This is a genomic window from Novosphingobium nitrogenifigens DSM 19370 (assembly GCF_000192575.1).
Classification (GTDB): domain Bacteria; phylum Pseudomonadota; class Alphaproteobacteria; order Sphingomonadales; family Sphingomonadaceae; genus Novosphingobium; species Novosphingobium nitrogenifigens.
On sequence record NZ_GL876933.1, the window covers coordinates 96,489 to 115,009 of the forward strand.

Annotated in this window: 18 protein-coding genes; 6 read left to right on the top strand and 12 right to left on the bottom strand. The window is 65.5% G+C overall.

The features are described from left to right. Positions 1–128 precede the first annotated feature (128 nt). Positions 129–1,151 carry an NAD(P)H-dependent flavin oxidoreductase gene (locus Y88_RS10465; protein WP_026166913.1) on the bottom strand — a complete coding sequence of 341 codons (1,023 nt, stop codon included), beginning with the start codon at positions 1,149–1,151 and terminating at the stop codon, positions 129–131. A 217-nt stretch (positions 1,152–1,368) separates the two neighbouring features. On the opposite strand from Y88_RS10465, the gene katG reads away from it, so the two are divergent. Beyond that, positions 1,369–3,558, top strand: coding sequence for a catalase/peroxidase HPI (gene katG, locus Y88_RS10470; RefSeq protein ID WP_018075664.1), 2,190 nt, complete (start codon positions 1,369–1,371; stop codon positions 3,556–3,558). A gap of 45 nt (positions 3,559–3,603) precedes the next feature. On the opposite strand, the gene Y88_RS10475 is transcribed toward katG, so the two are convergent. Continuing rightward, positions 3,604–4,860 (bottom strand): aspartate kinase, encoded by a 1,257-nt coding sequence (locus Y88_RS10475; protein ID WP_008068992.1) that lies wholly within the window; start codon positions 4,858–4,860, stop codon positions 3,604–3,606. An 80-nt stretch (positions 4,861–4,940) separates the two neighbouring features. On the opposite strand from Y88_RS10475, the gene ubiG reads away from it, so the two are divergent. Then, a complete protein-coding gene (gene ubiG / locus Y88_RS10480) occupies positions 4,941–5,681 on the top strand; it encodes a bifunctional 2-polyprenyl-6-hydroxyphenol methylase/3-demethylubiquinol 3-O-methyltransferase UbiG (protein WP_008068993.1) in 741 nt (246 codons plus the stop codon). A gap of 50 nt (positions 5,682–5,731) precedes the next feature. On the opposite strand, the gene Y88_RS10485 is transcribed toward ubiG, so the two are convergent. The 4 genes from Y88_RS10485 to Y88_RS10500 form a co-directional block, all read right to left on the bottom strand. After that, the gene (locus Y88_RS10485; RefSeq protein WP_008068994.1) at positions 5,732–6,088 is read right to left on the bottom strand and encodes a cupin domain-containing protein; all 357 of its coding nucleotides are present in this window, start codon (positions 6,086–6,088) and stop codon (positions 5,732–5,734) included. A 116-nt stretch (positions 6,089–6,204) separates the two neighbouring features. Beyond that, positions 6,205–6,606: an acyl-CoA thioesterase gene (locus Y88_RS10490; protein ID WP_008069000.1), complete on the bottom strand. Its 402-nt coding sequence runs from the start codon at positions 6,604–6,606 to the stop codon at positions 6,205–6,207. Positions 6,607–6,696: 90 nt separating this feature from the next. Beyond that, positions 6,697–7,047, bottom strand: coding sequence for an arsenate reductase (locus tag Y88_RS10495; RefSeq protein ID WP_008069002.1), 351 nt, complete (start codon positions 7,045–7,047; stop codon positions 6,697–6,699). 73 nt (positions 7,048–7,120) lie between these two features. After that, positions 7,121–7,816 carry an HAD family hydrolase gene (locus tag Y88_RS10500; protein WP_008069003.1) on the bottom strand — a complete coding sequence of 232 codons (696 nt, stop codon included), beginning with the start codon at positions 7,814–7,816 and terminating at the stop codon, positions 7,121–7,123. 100 nt (positions 7,817–7,916) lie between these two features. On the opposite strand from Y88_RS10500, the gene Y88_RS10505 reads away from it, so the two are divergent. Beyond that, positions 7,917–9,506, top strand: a complete 1,590-nt coding sequence (locus tag Y88_RS10505; protein WP_008069004.1) for a bifunctional aminoglycoside phosphotransferase/ATP-binding protein — start codon at positions 7,917–7,919, stop codon at positions 9,504–9,506. Positions 9,507–9,552: 46 nt separating this feature from the next. After that, entirely contained in the window at positions 9,553–10,533 is a 981-nt protein-coding gene (locus tag Y88_RS10510; protein WP_008069005.1) for a zinc-dependent alcohol dehydrogenase family protein, read from the top strand. On the opposite strand, the gene Y88_RS10515 is transcribed toward Y88_RS10510, so the two are convergent. Beyond that, the gene (locus Y88_RS10515) at positions 10,530–11,054 is read right to left on the bottom strand and encodes a GNAT family N-acetyltransferase (protein WP_008069006.1); all 525 of its coding nucleotides are present in this window, start codon (positions 11,052–11,054) and stop codon (positions 10,530–10,532) included. The two genes, Y88_RS10510 and Y88_RS10515, sit on opposite strands and share 4 nt — an antisense overlap. Next, positions 11,048–11,395, bottom strand: a complete 348-nt coding sequence (locus Y88_RS10520; protein WP_008069007.1) for an antibiotic biosynthesis monooxygenase family protein — start codon at positions 11,393–11,395, stop codon at positions 11,048–11,050. The genes Y88_RS10515 and Y88_RS10520 overlap by 7 nt, the downstream gene beginning before the upstream one ends. Positions 11,396–11,471: 76 nt before the next feature. Here Y88_RS10520 and aroC point away from each other — a divergent pair, with 76 nt between their 5' ends. Together aroC and Y88_RS10530 are read left to right on the top strand one after the other, a co-directional pair. Continuing rightward, positions 11,472–12,539 (top strand): chorismate synthase, encoded by a 1,068-nt coding sequence (aroC, locus tag Y88_RS10525; protein ID WP_008069009.1) that lies wholly within the window; start codon positions 11,472–11,474, stop codon positions 12,537–12,539. A 140-nt stretch (positions 12,540–12,679) separates the two neighbouring features. Further along, a complete protein-coding gene (locus Y88_RS10530) occupies positions 12,680–13,990 on the top strand; it encodes a dicarboxylate/amino acid:cation symporter (protein ID WP_018075667.1) in 1,311 nt (436 codons plus the stop codon). A gap of 43 nt (positions 13,991–14,033) precedes the next feature. On the opposite strand, the gene Y88_RS10535 is transcribed toward Y88_RS10530, so the two are convergent. The 4 genes from Y88_RS10535 to Y88_RS10550 form a co-directional block, all read right to left on the bottom strand. After that, positions 14,034–14,717: an HNH endonuclease gene (locus Y88_RS10535; RefSeq protein ID WP_008069012.1), complete on the bottom strand. Its 684-nt coding sequence runs from the start codon at positions 14,715–14,717 to the stop codon at positions 14,034–14,036. A 165-nt stretch (positions 14,718–14,882) separates the two neighbouring features. After that, entirely contained in the window at positions 14,883–15,599 is a 717-nt protein-coding gene (locus Y88_RS10540; RefSeq protein ID WP_018075668.1) for a 2OG-Fe(II) oxygenase, read from the bottom strand. Between the two features lie 11 nt (positions 15,600–15,610). Continuing rightward, the gene (locus Y88_RS10545; RefSeq protein ID WP_008069014.1) at positions 15,611–17,050 is read right to left on the bottom strand and encodes a M20/M25/M40 family metallo-hydrolase; all 1,440 of its coding nucleotides are present in this window, start codon (positions 17,048–17,050) and stop codon (positions 15,611–15,613) included. A 33-nt stretch (positions 17,051–17,083) separates the two neighbouring features. After that, a complete protein-coding gene (locus Y88_RS10550; RefSeq protein ID WP_008069016.1) occupies positions 17,084–18,508 on the bottom strand; it encodes a M20/M25/M40 family metallo-hydrolase in 1,425 nt (474 codons plus the stop codon). Positions 18,509–18,521: the final 13 nt, after the last annotated feature.

Consider the following 18,521-nt stretch of genomic DNA (forward strand, 5'->3'; position numbering starts at 1 on the left):
TCTCGTCACCCCGGACTTGATCCGGGGTCCCGCTTTCACTTGGGTCAGGCCATGACGGCTGTCTTGCCCGAAGGAAGCGGGACCCCGGGTCAATGCCCGGGGTGACGATCAGAGTGGGTCTACCCTCGTCAGCCGATGCGGCCGCGTCCGGCAAGGGCGGTTTCGCATTCGCCCATCAGGTTGGAAATGATCGTCGCCACCGGCAGTTCCTCGGTCACGAGGCCAACCGACTGCCCGGCCATGACCGAGCCGCGTTCGACGTCGCCGTCGATGACCGCGCGGCGCAGGGCGCCTGCCCAGAAATGTTCGATTTCAAGCTGCGCTGCCGCCATGTCGAGCGTGCCCGCATCGAGCGCGTGGGCCACTTCGATCTGCTTGGCGGTGAATTCCTCGGTGCCCTTGTTCTTGAGCGCGCGGACGGGAATCACCGGCAGGCGCGGATCGACCTGAACCGAGGCGATGGCATCGCGGGCATTGGCGCGGAAGAACGCCTTCTTGAACGCAGGGTGCGCGATCGATTCGGCCGCTGCGGCAAAACGCGTGCCGAGCTGAACCCCGGCGGCGCCCATTTCGAGATAGCTCGCCATGGCTTCGCCCCGGCCGATACCGCCCGCCACGAAAACGATGTGATCCTCGGCGAGTTCGGGCAGGAATTCCTGCGCCAGAACGCCGGTCGAGACCGGGCCGATATGCCCGCCCGCTTCGCTGCCTTCGATCACCAGCGCATCGGCGCCCGACCGGAACAGCTTTTTCGCGAGCGCGATGGTCGGCGCAAAGACCAGCACCTTGGCGCCGAATTCCTTGATCGCCTCGACACTGCCCTTGGGCGGAATGCCGCCCGCCAGCACGACGTGGCTGACCCGGTGCCGCTTGGTCACTTCGATCAGGTCGAAAAGCTGGGGGTGCATGGTGATGAGATTGACGCCGAACGGACGGTCCGTCAGCGCGCGAGTCGCCGCGATTTCCGCGTCGAGCAGTTCCGGGCTCATCGCCCCGCAGGCGATCACGCCAAAGCCGCCGGCATTGCTGATCGCCGAAACGAGATTGCGTTCGGAAACCCAACTCATGGCCCCGCACAGGATGGCGTATCGGCTGCCCAGGAATTCGGCGCCGCGCGCCATCAGTGCCGCTGTTTTCGGATAGGCGGTCATGGTATTTTTGAAATCCTCGATGTCCTGAACCGGTGCCCCTGCGTCGAGCGCTTGGCCGCGTCCCTTACGGGGAGCCGGGATCATGGGCAAGGGATAGGACCCTTGATCGGCAATCCCGATCACACTGACAATGTTATCCCGTTTTGTCGATCAACCCCCGATCTGTACACCGAATGCATCGATCAAGGATCACACAGAACACTTGTGGGGAACGACCATGAACGCCCAAAGCCAATGCCCGTTTCACGCCAAGGCCAGCCGCACCGCGATCGTCGCGAGCCTGTCGAACCAGATGTGGTGGCCCAATCGTCTCGACCTGACGATCCTGGCGCAGCATTCCAACCGAGTCGATCCGCTGCCCGCCGACTTCAGCTATCGGACCGCGTTCGCGAAACTCGACCTCGCTGCCGTGAAAGCCGACATCTTTGCGCTGATGACGCAAAGCCAGGACTGGTGGCCCGCCGACTATGGCCATTACGGCCCGCTGTTCATCCGCATGGCCTGGCACAGCGCGGGCACCTATCGCACTTATGACGGGCGCGGCGGCGCGGGCAGCGGGAACCAGCGGTTCGCCCCGCTCAATTCCTGGCCCGACAATGTCAATCTCGACAAGGCCCGCCTCCTGCTCTGGCCGGTGAAGCAGAAGTACGGCCGCGCTCTGAGCTGGGCCGACCTGATGATCCTGGCCGGGACCTGCGCGCTCGAATCGATGGGCCTGCCCACGGTCGGGTTCGGCGGCGGCCGCGAAGACATCTGGGAACCCGAGGACGAAGTCTATTGGGGGCCCGAAGCCGAATGGCTGGGCGACGAACGCTATAGCGGCGAACGCGATCTCGACGATCCGCTGGCGGCGGTCCAGATGGGCCTCATCTATGTGAACCCGGAAGGCCCGAACGGGACGCCCGATCCACTCGGCTCGGCCCGCGACATTCGCGAAACCTTTGCCCGCATGGCCATGAACGACGAGGAAACCGTCGCCCTGATCGCCGGAGGCCACACGTTCGGAAAGGCCCACGGCGCGGGGGATGCCTCGACGCTGGGCCCCGAACCCGAAGCCGCCCCGATCGAGGCACAGGGTCTGGGCTGGCTGGGCAGCCACGGCACCGGGCGCGGCGCGGATACCATCACCAGCGGCCTTGAAGGCGCGTGGACGCCCGATCCCGTGCATTGGGACAACGGCTATTTCGACACCCTGTTCGGCTACGAATGGGAACTGACGAAAAGCCCGGCGGGCGCGCACCAGTGGAAGCCGAAGGGCGATGCCGGGGCCGGAACCGTTCCCGACGCGCATGACCCGGACCGTCGTCACCAGCCGATGATGTTCACCAGCGACATCGCCCTGATCACCGATCCGGTCTATCGCCGCATTTCCGAGGACTATCACCGCAATCCGGACAAGCTGACCAAGGCCTTTGCCGAAGCGTGGTTCAAGCTGACCCACCGCGACATGGGGCCCTATGCCCGCTATCTCGGTTCCGAGGTTCCGGACCAGCCGCGCCTGTGGATGGACCCGGTGCCGCCGGTCGATCACCCCCTGATCGATGCCGACGATATCGCCTTGCTCAAGCGGGACCTGCTTGCCTCGGGCCTGTCGATCTCGCGTCTGGCGGCAACGGCCTGGGCTTCGGCCTCGACCTATCGCCAGTCGGACAAGCGCGGCGGCGCCAACGGCGCGCGCATCCGGCTCGCTCCGCAAAAGGACTGGGCGGTCAACGAGCCTGCGGAACTCGCCAAGGCGCTCGCCGTGCTCGAAGCCATCCGCGCCGGGTTCAACGCACGCGGCGAGCGGCAAGTCAGCCTTGCCGACCTGATCGTGCTGGGCGGCGATGCTGCGGTCGAAGCGGCGGCGAAGGCTGCCGGACACGACGTGGAGATTCCCTTCACGCCGGGCCGGACCGACGCGAGCGAAGAGCAGACCGATGCGGCCTCGTTCGCGGTGCTGGAACCCAAAGTCGACGGCTTCCGCAATTTCCGCAGCGGCACGCCGCGCCGATCGGAAGAGGAACTGCTGGTCGACCGGGCGCAACTGCTCGGCCTGACGGCACCGGAAATGACGGTGCTGGTCGGGGGCCTGCGGGTTCTGGGCGTGAAAAGCGGCGCGGAAGAGTTGGGCACGTTCACCGACCGGGTCGGCGTGCTGTCAAACGACTTCTTCCGCACCCTGCTGGGCGCGACGACGGCACTCGTGTGGCGGGAAACCGAAGGCGGGGTCTTCACCGGGTTCGATCGCGAAAGCGGGGAAGCGAAGCTCAAAGGCAGCCGTGTCGACCTGATCTTCGGATCGAATTCGCAACTGCGCGCGGTCGCTGAAGTCTATGCCTCAAACGACGCGGAAGGTCCGTTCGTGGCCGACTTCGTCAAGGCCTGGACCAAGGTCATGAACGCGGACCGTTTCGACCTGAAGTAAGGAAATGGCCGTTGTTCGAGTGCGCCCGAACAACGGCCAAACCTGTTAGGCGGCGTCGAGGCCGTAAGCGGTGTGCAGGACGCGAACGGCAAGTTCGGTTTCGTCCGAATCGATCAGCACCGAGACCTTGATTTCCGACGTCGAGATCGCCTGGATGTTGATCCCGCGATCAGCCAGCGCCTTGAACATGGTCGAAGCGACGCCCGCGTGGCTGCGCATGCCGACGCCCACCACCGAGATCTTCGAGACCTTGGGGTCGGTCGAGAGCTTTTCATAGCCGATCGTCGCGCGATTGGCTTCGAGCACGGCCTTGGTCCGGTCGAGATCGGCCTGGGGTACCGTGAACGTGACGTCGGTGTCGGTGTCGGCGCGACCCACGTTCTGGATAATCATGTCGACGTTGATGTTCGCCTCGGCCAGCGGGCCGAAGATCGTGGCGACGGCGCCCGGACGGTCGGGCACCGCGGTCAGGATGACCTTGGCGTCGTTCTTGTCGGCGGCGATGCCGGTGATCAGCTGGCGTTCCATATCCAGTCCTTCAAGTTCTTCATCGGACACAATCATCGTGCCGGGCAGGGTATCGGCGGCGGGTGCATCTTCGTCGATGAACGAGGACAGCACCTGGACGCGAACGTTTTCCTTCATCGCCAGGCTGACCGAACGGGTCTGCAGGACCTTCGAGCCCACCGACGCGAGTTCGAGCATTTCCTCGTACGTGACGTTCTTGAGCTTCTTTGCCTTGGCGACGATGCGCGGGTCGGTCGTATAGACCCCGTCGACGTCGGTATAGATGTCGCAACGATCCGCCTTGATCGCGGCCGCCACGGCCACGGCCGAGGTATCCGAACCGCCACGGCCGAGCGTGGTGATGCGATTGTCGGCAGTCAGACCCTGGAAACCGGGGATCACCGCGACTTCACCGGCCGCCATCGAGGCCAGGAGCGCGTCGGAATCGATCGATTCGATGCGTGCCTTGGAATGGGCGTCATCGGTGTGGATCGGCAATTGCCACCCCAGCCACGAGCGCGCCTTGCACCCCAGCGCCTGAAGATGCATCGCGAGCAGGCCGGATGTGACCTGTTCGCCGCTTGCCACCACCACGTCGTATTCCGCCGGATCGTAAAGCGCGCTGGCTTCGCGGCAGAAGTTGACCAGGCGGTCGGTTTCCCCGGCCATGGCCGAAACGACCACTGCCACTTCATGCCCGGCGGCCTGCTGGCGCTGCACGATCCGCGCGACGCGGCGGATGCGCTCGGTACCGGCCATCGAGGTGCCGCCGAATTTCATCACGATGCGGGCCACGCGACTGCTCCAAGGTTAAACGTAAGAATCTTTCGCGCACAGCCATGGACCGTGCAGCGCGGGCGCTTTAGGGGTGGGGCATGCGCAATGCAACACCGATTCCAGCGACCATCCGCCCGGACGAGGCGGCCCACTTCGGCAATCTGGCGGCAGAGTGGTGGGACCCGGCCGGGTCTTCGGCCATGCTCCACAAGCTCAATCCCGTCCGCCTTTCCTTCATTCGCGCCGAAATCGACGCCCATTTCGGCACCGACAAGCGCACCTTGCGCCCGCTTGCGGGACGCCGGGCGCTCGATGTCGGGTGCGGCGCGGGGCTGCTTGCCGAACCGCTTGCCCGCATGGGCGGCACTGTCACTGCCGTCGATGCGGCGGCCGAAAACATCGCGATCGCCACAGCCCATGCCGAAGCGGGCGGGCTGACAATCGACTATCGCCACGGCGACATCGCGGAGATGGGCCTTGGCGGGTTCGATCTCGTCACCAGCATGGAAGTGGTCGAGCATGTCGCCGACAAGGCCGCCTTCATCGGCGCGCTCGGCGCGGCTCTGGCCGATGGCGGATTGATGATCCTGTCCACGCCCAACCGCACGACCGCCTCGCGGCTGCTGCTGGTCGAAGGGGCGGAACGACTCGGGATGGTGCCGCGCGGCACACATCACTGGGAGGATTTCATCACCCCGATCGAACTCCACGATCTTCTCGTCGGAGCGGGGCTCAAAATGGGCAATCCCAAGGGGATCGCATGGAGCCCGACCGCAGGCCTGCACCTGTCGGACAATCTCGCGCTCAATTACATCGTGTCGGTCACGCGCGAAGCGTGAAGAGGGCGGGACCGGGTCGGTCCCGCACCCATAACGTCAGCTTCGCTGCGTCATCCGACGTCGGACAGGATGTAGATCTTCCGCGTCCGGCTGTGGATGGTCCATTCCCCGGTCCACCCCTTGGGCAGGGCGAACATTTCGCCCGGACCGAAATCGGTGGTCGTGCCGTCGGCATTGTGCAGCGTCACCTGGCCCGACAGGATATGGCACAATTCGGCCATGGCAGTGCGATCGGCGGTGAAACGGCCGGGCGTGCATTCCCACACGCCGATCCGGGTCACGCCGTCGGCGCTGCGCCACACTTCGCGCGCGCCTTCCTGCTGATCGCCTTCATAGGACGTGGGCTTGGGCGCGAAAGCCCCGAGGTCAAGCGCGGACAGGTCGCCAAAAGCGGCAAGGCTGATCATGTACGAAGTCTTTCTGATGCCGGGATTATACGCCTCTGCCTGCTAGCAGGCGGCCCCGCGCATCGGCAATCAAGGCCCTGAAAAAGGGTGGCTCCCCGCCTGTTCAGAAGGCCGGCTCAATCCCCGCCGGGAATGAACCGCTCGATCAGGTCGCGGGCAAGCCGTGCAGGCTTCAGCGTCTGCGCATCGAGACAGCACCAGCTCGACCGCACTTCGGCAAGGACTTCCTCCCCGCGCTTGATCACGGTCTGGTAGAACGCCTTGGCTCCCTGCACTTTTTCCAGCACGACATGGGCCATCGGCTGGTCTTCAAGGAACGTCGGGCGGCGATAGGTGATCTCGTGCTTCAAGGCGACCCAGAGGTGGCGCGCCACCGCTTCGGTCGGGGCGAACGCGCGCCAGTGGTCGATCACCGCTTCCTGCACCCATTTGAGGTAGGACGCGTTGTTGACGTGCCCCATGAAGTCGATGTCGCCAGGATCGACTTCAATCGGGAAGAGATGAATGGCTGGACTCACATTACTGTAAGTACCTTATTCGCGAGGCCGCGAACAGGGCAAATGTGGCTTTTTGAGGGCAGAATCATACCTGCCCCCAAAGCACGGCTTTCAAGCGGCCAGCGCGGCAGCCCATTCCGCATCCCGGAACCCGACCAGCAGGCCGCCCGGATATTCGACGATCGGTCGCTTGATCAGCGAAGGCTGCGCCGCCATCAGCATGACGCCCTTGGCGTCATCGATGCCGGTCTTGTCCGCCGGGTCGAGCTTGCGGAACGTCGTCCCCGCGCGATTGAGCACTTTGTCGAGCCCGGCGACTTCCACCCACCGCGCCAGTTGCTCGGGCTTTGCCCCGGCTTTCTTGTAATCGTGGAAGGCATAGGCAATCCCGCGCGTTTCCAGCCAGGTCCGCGCCTTCTTGACGGTGTCGCAATTGGGAATGCCGTAAAGCGTGATGGTCATGGAACTGTCCTTCGAGATTGAAGACCGCCCTTAGACGCACCCCGCGCAAGACGAACAGGGATTTCGCGCGCGGTCAGCCGAGCGTGTCGATCCAGTCGGGCAATTGCCCCAGCCGCTCCAGCTGGCAGAACCGGGGATGATCGGCCGGCACTTGCGCCAGTTCGTGGACCCAGCCGCCGGGTTGGGGGATGAACGCGGCCCATGCCCCGGCCTCGAGTGCGGGGCGAATGTCGGACCGCAGCGAATCGCCCGCCATGACCGCCTCGTGCGGGGCGACGCCTTCAGTGCGGAACAGGCGGCGGAACGTGTCGGCGTTCTTGTCGCTGACGATCTCGATCCCGCTGAAACATTCGCCAAGGCCCGAGGCGGCTAGCTTTGATTCCTGGTGCAGGAGGTCGCCCTTGGTCACGAGGACCAGCCGCCCGCGCTCGGACAGCGCCTCGAGCGTCTCGGCAATCCCGTCGAACAGTTCGACCGGGTGCGACAGCAAGGCACGGCCAGCCGCCAGAATGTCCGCGATCATCCCCTTGGGCAGCGGCTCTCCCACCAGTTCCAGCGCGGTCTCGATCATCGACAGCGTGAAACCTTTCGCGCCATAGCCATAGAGACGCAGATTGCGGATCTGGCACACGGTCAGACGTTCGCGCACGACATGCGCCTCGGCAAACGGCGCGACCATCGCCAGCAAGGCATCCTCGGTCGCATTGAAATGCCGCATGTTGTGCCAAAGCGTATCGTCGGCATCGAGACAGATGAGCTTGATCGTCATATGCCCAAGTAAAGCGGTTCGTCCCGAATTTGCCAACCGAACTTGCGTTTATACCGTCAGAGTGCTTCCCAAGAACAAGCAAACGCGAGGAGCCCGAGCGGTGGCCGATGACCAGAGCGACGTGATCGATTTCCTTGCGGGACTGGGCACAGGGGACGACACCCGACGCGTCGACACCCATTGCGCGATGATCTTCCTGTCGGGGGATCGCGCGCTCAAGCTCAAGCGGGCGGTCAACCTCGGCTATCTCGACTTTTCCGACGTGGCCAAGCGCCATGCGGTCTGCGCGGCCGAACTCGTGCTCAACCGGCGGACGGCCCCCGATCTCTATCGCGCCTTGCGCCCGATCCGTCGCGATGCGACCGGCACATTGACGCTCGGCGAACCGGTCGATCCTGCCACCCCGCCCGATCCCGCCGCAATCGACTGGGTGGTCGACATGCGCCGCTTTCCCGACAGCGCCCTGCTCGCGGACATGGCCGATCGCGGAGAGCTGACGCCTGCCCTGCTCCGCTCGCTTGCCGATGCAGTGGCCCGGTTCCACGACGGCGCAGAGATCGCGCACGGTCATGACGGCGTCGAACGGGTGCGCCACGTGATCGACGGCAATCGCGCGGCAATGGCCGCCGTGCCGCAGATCCTGCCCCCGGACCAATGCGCCATGCTGGGCGAACGCTGGGAAACACTGCTCGACGAACACGCGCCCTTGCTGGCCCGACGCGCGGCGCAGGGCCATGTGCGGCTCTGCCACGGCGATCTCCACCTCGCCAATATCTGCCTCTGGCAGGGTCGCCCGACGCTGTTCGACTGTCTGGAATTCGATGCCGTGCTGGCGACGACCGACGTGCTCTACGATCTCGCTTTCCTGCTCATGGACCTGCTCGTCCGGGGATTGGCGGAAGGCGCCAGTCTCGTCCTCAACCGCTATTGCGACCGACGCCCGCACGAACAGGACGGCCTTCCCGCGCTCGGCCTGTTCCTCAGCCTGCGCGCCGGGATCCGCGCCCATGTCGGGGCGCTCGAGGCCAGCCGCCAGCCCGATCCGGCACGCGCGGCGCAGCAGGCCGAAGCCGCCCGCCGCTACCTCGCCTTCGCGCTCGCCTGTGTCGCGCCCCGCACCGATCCGCCGCGCCTTGTTGCGGTCGGCGGCCTGTCGGGAACGGGCAAATCCACTCTGGCCGGAGCCCTGGCCCCGCATCTGGGACCGATGCCGGGCGCGCGCTGGCTGCGCTCCGACGTGATCCGCAAGCGCCTGGCCGGAATCGATCCGGAAACCCCGCTGCCGCCCGCAAGCTATACCCCCGAAGCCACGCGCCGGACGTACGGCACCATGATGGCTGAAGCACAAGCGCTGCTGCGGCTGGGCCAGTCGGTGGTGGTCGATGCGGTCTTCGGCAGCCGGGTCGAACGCGCGGGCGCCGCGGAGGCTGCGCAAGGCGCCGGAGCGCCCTTTGCCGGGCTGTGGCTCGAAGCCCCCGACGCAGTCCTGATCGCCCGCGCGACCCAGCGCAGCGCCCGTCGCGCAGCAGGCGAAAGCGACGCTTCCGACGCGGATGCCGATGTCGTCCGACGCCAGATCGCTCATCCGCCGCCACCCCCGCCGGGCTGGCATGTCCTTGACGCAAGCGGATTATCGGCCGACATTCTGGCCCGGGCCAAAGCGTTGCTGGCCCGGAATGAAGAGCATTGATGACGAACGGAGAGCCTTCATGACCGCTGCCCCGCATGCCCCTACCATGCACGCCATGCAGCTCGATGCGCCGGGAACCGCACTCCATCCGGTCGATCGCCCCCTGCCCGAACCGGGCGAAGGCGAAATCCGGGTCGCGGTCCGCGCCTGCGGTGTCTGCCGCACCGATCTCCACGTTCTCGACGGCGACATTCACGGGCTCTTGCCGATCATCCCCGGGCACGAGATCGTGGGGCTGGTCGATGCGGTCGGGCCTGGGGTCACCGGCTTCACGCCCGGCGAACGCGTCGGGGTGCCGTGGCTCGGCCATGCCTGCGGCCATTGCCCCTATTGCCTGTCGCATCGCGAAAACCTGTGCGACGCGCCGCTGTTCACCGGGTTCACCCGCGACGGGGGCTATGCCACCCACACCATTGCCGACGCGCGGTTCTGCTTTCCCTTGCCCGAGGAATTCGACGACATCCACGCCGCGCCCCTGCTCTGTGCCGGGCTGATCGGCTATCGCGCCTATCGCCTTGCGGGCGAGGCTCCGGCGCTGGGGCTCTACGGCTTTGGCGCGGCGGCGCACATCCTGGCGCAACTGGCTTGCTGGCAGGGCCGCCGCGTCTATGCCTTCACCCGCGAAGGCGACACCGCGTCACAGGATTTCGCGCGCGAACTCGGCTGTGTCTGGGCAGGGCCCTCGGGCGCAGAGCCGCCGGAAAAACTCGACGCGGCGATCATTTTCGCAGCCGTCGGCGATCTTGTCCCGATGGCGCTCAAGACCGTGAAAAAAGGCGGCCGGGTGGTTTGCGCCGGCATTCACATGAGCGACATTCCCGCCTTCCCCTATGCCGACCTCTGGGAAGAACGACAGATCCTGTCGGTTGCCAATCTCACCCGCGAGGACGGCATCGAATTCCTTGCGCTTGCCGGAAAGGCAGGCATCCGCACCCATGCCGAAGCCCTGCCGCTGGCGCAGGCCAACGAGGCACTCGACCGCCTGCGTCGCGGAGCTCTTGAAGGGGCGCTGGTTTTGGTGCCCTAGGCAGTTCGGCGGGGGTGGACCAAAGCCATCAGGCGCACGTCGATCCAGCGTCCGGCAATGAACTGCGCCTGTCGCTGCACCCCTTCGGTGACGAAGCCGAGCTGTTCGTAAAGCGCGATGGCCGAGGCATTGTCGTCGTGGACGGAAAGCGAAAGCCGCGTCAGGTTGAGGTGTTTCCAGCAAAAGTCGATGGCCAACTGCATCGCCTCGCGCCCATACCCGCGACGACGGTCCTCGACACGCCCGATCAGGATGCCGAGACTGGCACTGCGATGGATCGGCTCGATCGCGATGACCTGTACATATCCGACGATGTCCGAGCGCCCGTTGCGACGCACGGCCATGAACACCCGGCGCGGATCACCCGCCGTGTTGAGCCAGAAATCGTGTTCGCGATCGAGACTCTTGGGCAGATAGGGTTCGTTGAGGCGGGCGATTTCCGGATCGTCGCCCCACAGGAACAAACGCGGCAGATCGTCGGGCAAGATCGGCCCCAAAGCGACATGACGCCCGCTCAGCATGGCTCGGCCCGGTCGGCCGGTTCGGCCCCGTCGGTCGGTTCGGACGGAAACCGATGCACCCGGCCCGGCGTCCCGGCAAACAGCGTATAGCTCTCGTAATAGTCGCGCCGCCCCTTCGCCTGGACCTCTGCATGCTCGGCGACCCGGCGCCAGGCCAGCGCTGCTGCTTCATCGGCCCATTCCGACAGGGCAATGACTTCCCCGTCGTCGGCGACATAACTCTTGAACGAGAGAAAGCCCGGCTGTGCGCGGGCGAGTTCGTCCATGCGGTCGGCATCGGCGGCATAGGCCGCGCTGTCGATATCGGCCCGCTTGCGGTTGCGAAAGACGACGAGATACATCGCCACGCAGCATACCCGCACGCAGGCGCGGCGGAAAGGTGGACATTTGCACCGATCTGGGCAAAGGCCGGGGGCCATGAGCCGCAACACTTTCGGACACGTCTTCCGCTTCACCACCTGGGGGGAAAGCCACGGACCGGCGCTTGGCGCCGTCGTCGACGGGTGCCCGCCGGGCATCGTCCTGACCGAAACGGATATTCAACCGTTCCTCGACGCGCGTCGCCCCGGACAGTCCCGCTTTACCACGCAGCGGCAGGAACCCGATCAGGTCCGTATCCTGTCGGGCGTGTTCGAAGGTCGGACGACCGGCACCCCGATCAGCCTGATGATCGAGAACGTCGACCAGCGGTCGAAGGACTATTCCGAAGTCGCGCGGGCCTATCGCCCGGGCCATGCCGACTATGCCTATGACGCCAAGTACGGCTTTCGCGACTATCGCGGCGGCGGACGCTCGTCCGCGCGCGAAACCGCATCCCGCGTGGCGGCAGGCGCAGTCGCGCGTCTCGTCATCCCCGAAGTCTTCATTCTGGGCTATGTCAGCGCGATCGGCGGCGATGCCATCGATCCGGCCGCGTTCAATCCGGCCGAGATCGGTCGCAACCCCTTCTTCTGCCCCGATGCCAAGGCGGCCGAGCGCTGGGAAGCGCTGGTGGACAAGGCGCGCAAGGACGGCTCCTCGCTCGGCGCGGTAGTCGAATGCGTCGCGACCGGTGTTCCCGCCGGTTGGGGCGCCCCGCTCTATGCCAAGCTCGACGCGGAACTCGCCCATGCAATGATGGGCATCAACGCGGTCAAGGGCGTCGAAATCGGCGACGGCTTTGCCGCCGCTGCCAATACCGGCGAAGGCAATGCCGATCCGATGCGTCCGGGCAACGATGGGCCGATCTTTACCGCCAACCACGCGGGCGGCATTGCCGGGGGCATTTCCACCGGCCAGCCGATCGTGGTGCGCGTCGCGTTCAAGCCGACTTCTTCGATCCTGACGCCGATGCCCACGATCACGCGCGAAGGCGAGGCAACCGAATTGTTCACCAAGGGCCGCCACGACCCTTGCGTCGGCATTCGCGGCGTTCCGGTGGTCGAAGCGATGATGGCCGCCGTTCTGGCTGACCAGAAGATGCTTCACCGCGCCCAATGCGGATAAGACTTCCCGTGTGGATAAGACTTGGTACGGGCCAGAGATCCTGCACAATAAGGTGAGCCTTGGGCGCGCCGCGCCGCTTGGGTTTGTCGCGTCCTCCCGTTAGGGTGCTTCCCACGATAGGTGTGGGGAGACAATCGACCGTGGCGCGACGCCTGACTTTGTTCATTCTGATCGGCATGGTCGCGGGGATCGTGCTGGGCACCGTGCTCAACCACGCCTTTCCGGCCGGGTCGAAGTCGCTGACCGACATCGCCGACACGCTCAAGCTCTTGCCCGAAGTGTTCCTGCGCCTGATCAAGATGATCATCGCGCCGCTGATCTTCGCGACGCTGGTCACGGGGATCGCCTCGATGGGCGACAGCAGCGCGCTCGGGCGCATCGGCGGGCGGGCGCTGGCCTGGTTCGTGACGGCCAGCTTCGTGTCGATCGGTCTCGGACTGCTGCTCGTCAATCTGTTCCAGCCGGGACACGGATTGCATTTCGCCGCCACCACGCCGGTGGGAGAGCTTGCCACCGCCGATTTCACTTTGCGCCATTTCGTGCTCGGCGTGTTCCCGACCAGCGTCATCGACGCGATGGCACAGAACAACGTGCTGCAGATTCTCGTTTTCTCTCTGTTCGCCGGGGTCGCACTCTCGGCAATCGGCGAAGCGGGCGCGCCGCTGGTGCGCGGGGCCGAGGCTCTGGTCGAAGTCATGCTGACCATGACCGGCTATGTCATGCGCGCTGCGCCACTGGCGGTGTTCGGGGCCATGGCCTCGGTCATCGCAACGCGGGGCCTTGGCATCATCGTGACCTACGGGGTTTTCGTCGCCGAATTCTACGGCGGGCTCCTGCTCCTGTGGGTGATCCTGTTCACGGTCGGCAGCGTGTTTCTCGGGCGGCGGGCCTGGCTGCTCGCGCGCTATGTACGCGAACCGCTCCTGCTTGCCTATTCGACCGCCAGTTCGGAAAGCGCGCTGCCGCGCCTGTTCGACGCGCTCGACCGGTTCGGGGTGCCGCGCCGCATTTCCGGCTTCGTCCTGCCGCTGGGCTATTCCTTCAATCTCGACGGCTCGATGATGTACACGAGCTTTGCGACGATGTTCATTGCGCAGGCCTATGCTATCCCGCTTTCGTCCGGACAGCAGGTGGCCATGCTGTTGACGCTGATGATCTCGTCCAAGGGGATTGCCGGGGTTCCGCGCGCCAGCCTCGTCGTGATTGCAGCGACGCTGACCCAGTTCGGCCTTCCGGTCGAAGGCATCGCCCTGCTGCTGGGCGTCGACACGTTCCTCGACATGGGCCGCACCGCCACCAATGTCGTGGGCAACGCCGTCGCCACCGCCGTCATCACCAAGTGGGAAGGCATGTTGCAGATCCCGCTCGACCCCGACGCCGAACCCGCGATCCCGCCCCACGACACCCCCGAACAGGGACGCCGGGGCCTCCATCTCGATCCCGACGCGTAAGGAAGAGGCCGGGACTTTGCGCGGGGCCTACCCTTCCGGTTCCCTACCCTTCGAGCTCGACGTCCCAATAGAGCCAGTCGCGCCAGCTTGAGTGGAGATAGTTTGGGGGGAACGCGCGGCCCTTTTCCTGCAATTGCCAGGTGGTCGGGCGGATCGGTTCCTCGATCAGGCGCATCGCCGCCTGTTCGGGCGTGCGCCCGCCCTTGCGCATGTTGCACGGAGCGCAGGCGGTGGAGACGTTTTCCCAGGTCGTGCGCCCGCCCAGACGACGCGGCACCACGTGGTCGAACGTCAGGTGTTCATGGCTGCCGCAATACTGGCACATGAACCGGTCGCGCAGGAACAGGTTGAAACGGGTGAACGCCGGAAACTCGCTCGGCCGCACATATTGGCGCAGCGCGATCACCGAGGGGATCCTCATGTCGAGCGAAGGGCTGTGCACTTCGCGCTCATACGTCGCGATGATGTCGACGCGTTCGAGGAAGACCGCCTTGATCGCGGTCTGCCACGGCCACAGGCTCAACGGATAATAGGAAAGCGGAGTGTAGTCCGCATTCAGTACCAAGGCCGGGCAATTGGAAAGATGGCGGCTGCTGGCGTGATTGGCGAACCCGGCATCGGCGATATAGCGGCCGCCATGGGAACGATCAGCATGTATACCGGCGACGGCGTCGCCGCTGTTGGGCCTGGCCGAAGCCGCCCTTTCTATCAACGCCTTATGAAGCATGCTCCGGGCCGGCCATCTGACGCGAAAGCCCGTCTGCTCCCGCAAGGGGAGGCATGAGGTATTCGCATGACCACTTCATGACGCATGCGAAGTTTGCACCACATCTGCGAGTCCTTCGTCAAGCCCCATCAGGACAAGTCGCGTGAAAGAAGGGCACAAACACCCTCACCGCCGCAACCATCCGGTGACGGAGACACGCGGCACCCCGGCGAAAGGTGCGACGCTCGACACCGAATGGACTTGCGGCACGCGCAGGAGATGGATCGCGTTGAAACGCGGGGACAGCGCAAGGTCGACGTCGCCCGCGTCATCATGAAACGTCAGCAGCCCGCCCCATTCGATCCGCCAGCGCGGCGTCAGCGACAGGATATAGGCCGCCACGCGGTTCTTGCCCGCGACATTGTCGTCATGCGACGTCAGGAAATGCCCCGGCAGGAACCGCGTCGCCTGTCCGTCGACCATGCGGATGCCCGGCTCCCCGGTCAGCGTGCGAAAGACATCCAGCCAGGCCGGACTGTTGAGCGCGTCGAGCAGGCGATCGACCGGCAGGCCCCGTTCGCGCCGCTTTGCCGCCTCTTCCGACACGCGCACGCTGTCGTACAGGAACTGGAACCCCTCGCGCGCCTGCCCGTGCACGGCTTCGACCAGAGCCGCGCGGCGTTCGGGCCCGAGACTTTCCAGCCCCGCCCGATCGAGGTCCCAGACTTTGTCCCCCTGGTTGAGCACACGCGTCCAGGGCGCCTCGTCGCCGAGCGAAGTCGCCAGCGCATCGGCCTCGGCGGCAACGAGCACCGGTTCGATGCGCACTCGCCCGGTGGCGCGGTAATCCCGCGCCGCCCGGTCGAGTTGGTCGGAAGCGATAGCCGGCTGAAAAGGCTTCATCGCCCGGTGCCTCAGCGGGCGTAGGCCTGGACGAGATCGTAAAGGAACGCGCGCCCCTTCATCAGCGAAGCCACTTCGAGCCGTTCGTTGAGCCCGTGAATGCCATTGAGGTCCGGGTTGGCCCAGATCCCGGGCATGCCATAAGTCGGGATGCCGACCGCTTCGAGGAAAATGCCGTCGGTGGCGCCGGTGGACATCGTCGGCACCACCGGAACACCGGGGAAATAGCGCGCGGCAAGCGTGTCGATCGGCGCGATCACTTTCGGATCGAGCGGCGGCGCCTTGGCGATCGGCCGGATCGGGGGAACCGCGGTCACGGTCAGCTTGGGATCGGCGAAGATCCGCGCAAGGTCGAGCCGCACCTCTTCGGTGCTGTGGCCGGGGAAAATCCGGCAATTGACGATCGCGCCCGCCCGCTGCGGCAAGGCGTTGTTGGCGTGGCCACCATCGAGCCGGGTGGCGACGCAGGTCGTGCGCAGCATCGAATGGAACGTGCGGTCATTGTCGAGCAGGGCGACCGCCTTGGTGAAATCCTCGCTGCCGGGTGCAGCCTTGGCGACGGCCTGCATCGCCTGTCCGATGGCACCGGGATAGATCAGCCCGGCCTTGCCGAAAAAGGCACGGGTCGTGTCGCTGAGTTCGGCCGGAAAATCCTGATCGCGCAGGCGGATCAGCGCATCGGACAATTCGTAGATGGCATTGTCCTTGACCGGGATCGAGCTGTGTCCGCCCGGATTGCGGGTTTCGACGCGATAGTCCTGCGCGGCCTTTTCCCCGACCTGCACGCTCAACGCGACGACATGGCCGCCTTCGCTCACGCCCTTGCCGTTGGTGCGCCCGCCGCCGCCTTCGTTGAGAGCGAATTCGGCATCGATCAGGTCGCGCTTGTTCGCGGCCAGCCATTCCGCGCCGTTGAAGGCGCCGGTGGTTTCCTCCCCGCAGGTCAGGGCCAGCTTGAGCGTGCGGCGCAGCTTGACGTTACCGGCCTTGAGCCGCGCCATGGTATCGACCCAGACGGCCGCCATCGCCTTGTCATCAAGCGTGCCGCGTCCGTAGAAATAGCCGCCTTCCTCGATCAGGGTGAAAGGATCGCGGGTCCAGTCCTCGCGGTGGGCTTCGACGACATCGAGATGGGCGAGCAGCAGGATGGGCTTGGCCGCTTTCGACGTGCCGGGCAGGACCGCAACGAGGCCGCCTTCCTTGGGATGCTCTGCGCTCGCAAACAGGGTGATCTGATCGTCGGCGAAACCGGCCGCCTTGAGCCGTCCGGCCATGCGCTCGGCCGCGAGCGTGCAGCTGCCCGCCGAAATCGACGTGTTGGTCTCGATCAGTTCCTTGTACGTCGCGCGAAAGGCCGGCTCGGTCGGATCGGAAGCCGCCATCGCACTCCCCGCCAGAGCGGTTCCCGCCAGGATGGCCGCAGCACCGGCCCACACCCATTTGCCCATCATCGTTTGCTCCCCATTGAATTACGTTTCAGCCGATCAGAAGGCATATGCCCGGATGAGATCGTCGAGAAAGGCACGGCCCGTCATCAGCGCGCGCACCTCGATCCGTTCGTTGAGCCCGTGGACCCCGTTGCCGTCGGGATCGGCCCAGAACCCCGGCACGCCATAAGTCGGAATGCCCGCCGCCATCAGGAACGTCGCGTCGGTATAGCCGTTGGCCATCGAGGGAACGAGCGGAACGCCCGGAAAATAGCGCGCGACCAGACGTCTCGCGGGATCGATCACGCTGGCGTCAAGCGGCGGAGGCGGCGGCGTCGGACGCAAGGGGCCAAGCGCGGTCACCGCCACTTCAGGATCGCCGATCACGCGTTCGAGCGTTTTGCCGATCTCCTCGACGCCATGGCCGGGGAAGATGCGGCAATTGACGGTCGCCCCGGCCCGCTGCGGCAGGGCTTTGGGAGCGTGTCCCCCGTCGATCATCGTTGCGACACAAGTCGTGCGGATATTGGCGTGAAGAAAGGCGTCGGTATCGACCGTCCACAACGCATCCCGGTCAGCGGGATCCTGCGCCAGCGCGACCATGGCCTTGCCCAGCGCGTCGCCACGGGCCTTGCCCACAGTCCGGAAATAGACGCGGGTCGTGTCGGTGAATTCGACCGGGAAAGTATAACCCTCCACGCGGTCGAGCGCATGGGCGAGCTGATAGATCGCGTTGTCGGGACGCGGCGCTGAACTGTGCCCGCCGCGATTGCGGGTTTCGATCCGGAAACTGGCGAAAGTCTTTTCGCCGACCTCGATCCCCTGCGTAAGGACACGCCCCCCGGCGGCGACCGGCTTGCCGTCAGTCTTGCCCCCGCCCCCTTCGTTGAGAGCGAAAGCCGCGTCGATCAACTCGCGCTTGTTCTCCGCCAGCCATTGCGCGCCGTTGAACGCCCCGTTGGTTTCCTCGCCGCAAGTCAGTGCCAGCTTGATCGTGCGTTTGGGTCGCGCGCGGGTCCGGGCGAATCCCGCCATGGCATCGACGAAGACCGCCGCCATCGCCTTGTCGTCGAGCGTGCCGCGTCCATAGAAATAGCCCCCTTCCTCGACCAGGGTGAAGGGATCGCGGGTCCAGTCGGCGCGGCGGGCCTCGACCACGTCGATATGGGCAAGGAGCAGCAACGGCCGGGCCGAAGCCGAAGTGCCAGGCCAGATCGCGACAAGCCCGCCTTCCTGCGGATGATCGGGCGCGGCAAAGGGGATCAGGCGATCCTCGGGAAACCCCGCCGCTCGCAGCCGGGCCGCCACTTTCTGCGCCGCGAGCGTGCAACTGCCATGAGCCAGCGTGGTGTCGGTCTCGACCAGTTCGCGATAGGTTTCGCGAAATGCCGCTTCGTTGCCGTCGGCCGCCGCCGTCGCGGGCTGCCCCAGGACGAGCCCCAGCACGGCTGGCAGGACAAGACGAAGGTGCGGCAGGCCCATGAAATTCCGTCGC

Coding starts and splice junctions, on each gene's coding strand:
- Y88_RS10515 (WP_008069006.1), bottom strand. CDS start 11,054: ATGCTGAGCGGGCGTCATGTCGCTTTGGGGCCGATCTTGCCCGACGAT.
- Y88_RS10545 (WP_008069014.1), bottom strand. CDS start 17,050: ATGATGGGCAAATGGGTGTGGGCCGGTGCTGCGGCCATCCTGGCGGGA.
- Y88_RS10550 (WP_008069016.1), bottom strand. CDS start 18,508: ATGGGCCTGCCGCACCTTCGTCTTGTCCTGCCAGCCGTGCTGGGGCTC.
- Y88_RS10465 (WP_026166913.1), bottom strand. CDS start 1,151: ATGACCGCCTATCCGAAAACAGCGGCACTGATGGCGCGCGGCGCCGAA.
- Y88_RS10500 (WP_008069003.1), bottom strand. CDS start 7,816: ATGACGATCAAGCTCATCTGTCTCGATGCCGACGATACGCTTTGGCAC.
- Y88_RS10535 (WP_008069012.1), bottom strand. CDS start 14,717: ATGCTTCATAAGGCGTTGATAGAAAGGGCGGCTTCGGCCAGGCCCAAC.
- katG (WP_018075664.1), top strand. CDS start 1,369: ATGAACGCCCAAAGCCAATGCCCGTTTCACGCCAAGGCCAGCCGCACC.
- Y88_RS10510 (WP_008069005.1), top strand. CDS start 9,553: ATGCACGCCATGCAGCTCGATGCGCCGGGAACCGCACTCCATCCGGTC.
- Y88_RS10520 (WP_008069007.1), bottom strand. CDS start 11,395: ATGTATCTCGTCGTCTTTCGCAACCGCAAGCGGGCCGATATCGACAGC.
- aroC (WP_008069009.1), top strand. CDS start 11,472: ATGAGCCGCAACACTTTCGGACACGTCTTCCGCTTCACCACCTGGGGG.
- ubiG (WP_008068993.1), top strand. CDS start 4,941: ATGCGCAATGCAACACCGATTCCAGCGACCATCCGCCCGGACGAGGCG.
- Y88_RS10495 (WP_008069002.1), bottom strand. CDS start 7,047: ATGACCATCACGCTTTACGGCATTCCCAATTGCGACACCGTCAAGAAG.
- Y88_RS10485 (WP_008068994.1), bottom strand. CDS start 6,088: ATGATCAGCCTTGCCGCTTTTGGCGACCTGTCCGCGCTTGACCTCGGG.
- Y88_RS10540 (WP_018075668.1), bottom strand. CDS start 15,599: ATGAAGCCTTTTCAGCCGGCTATCGCTTCCGACCAACTCGACCGGGCG.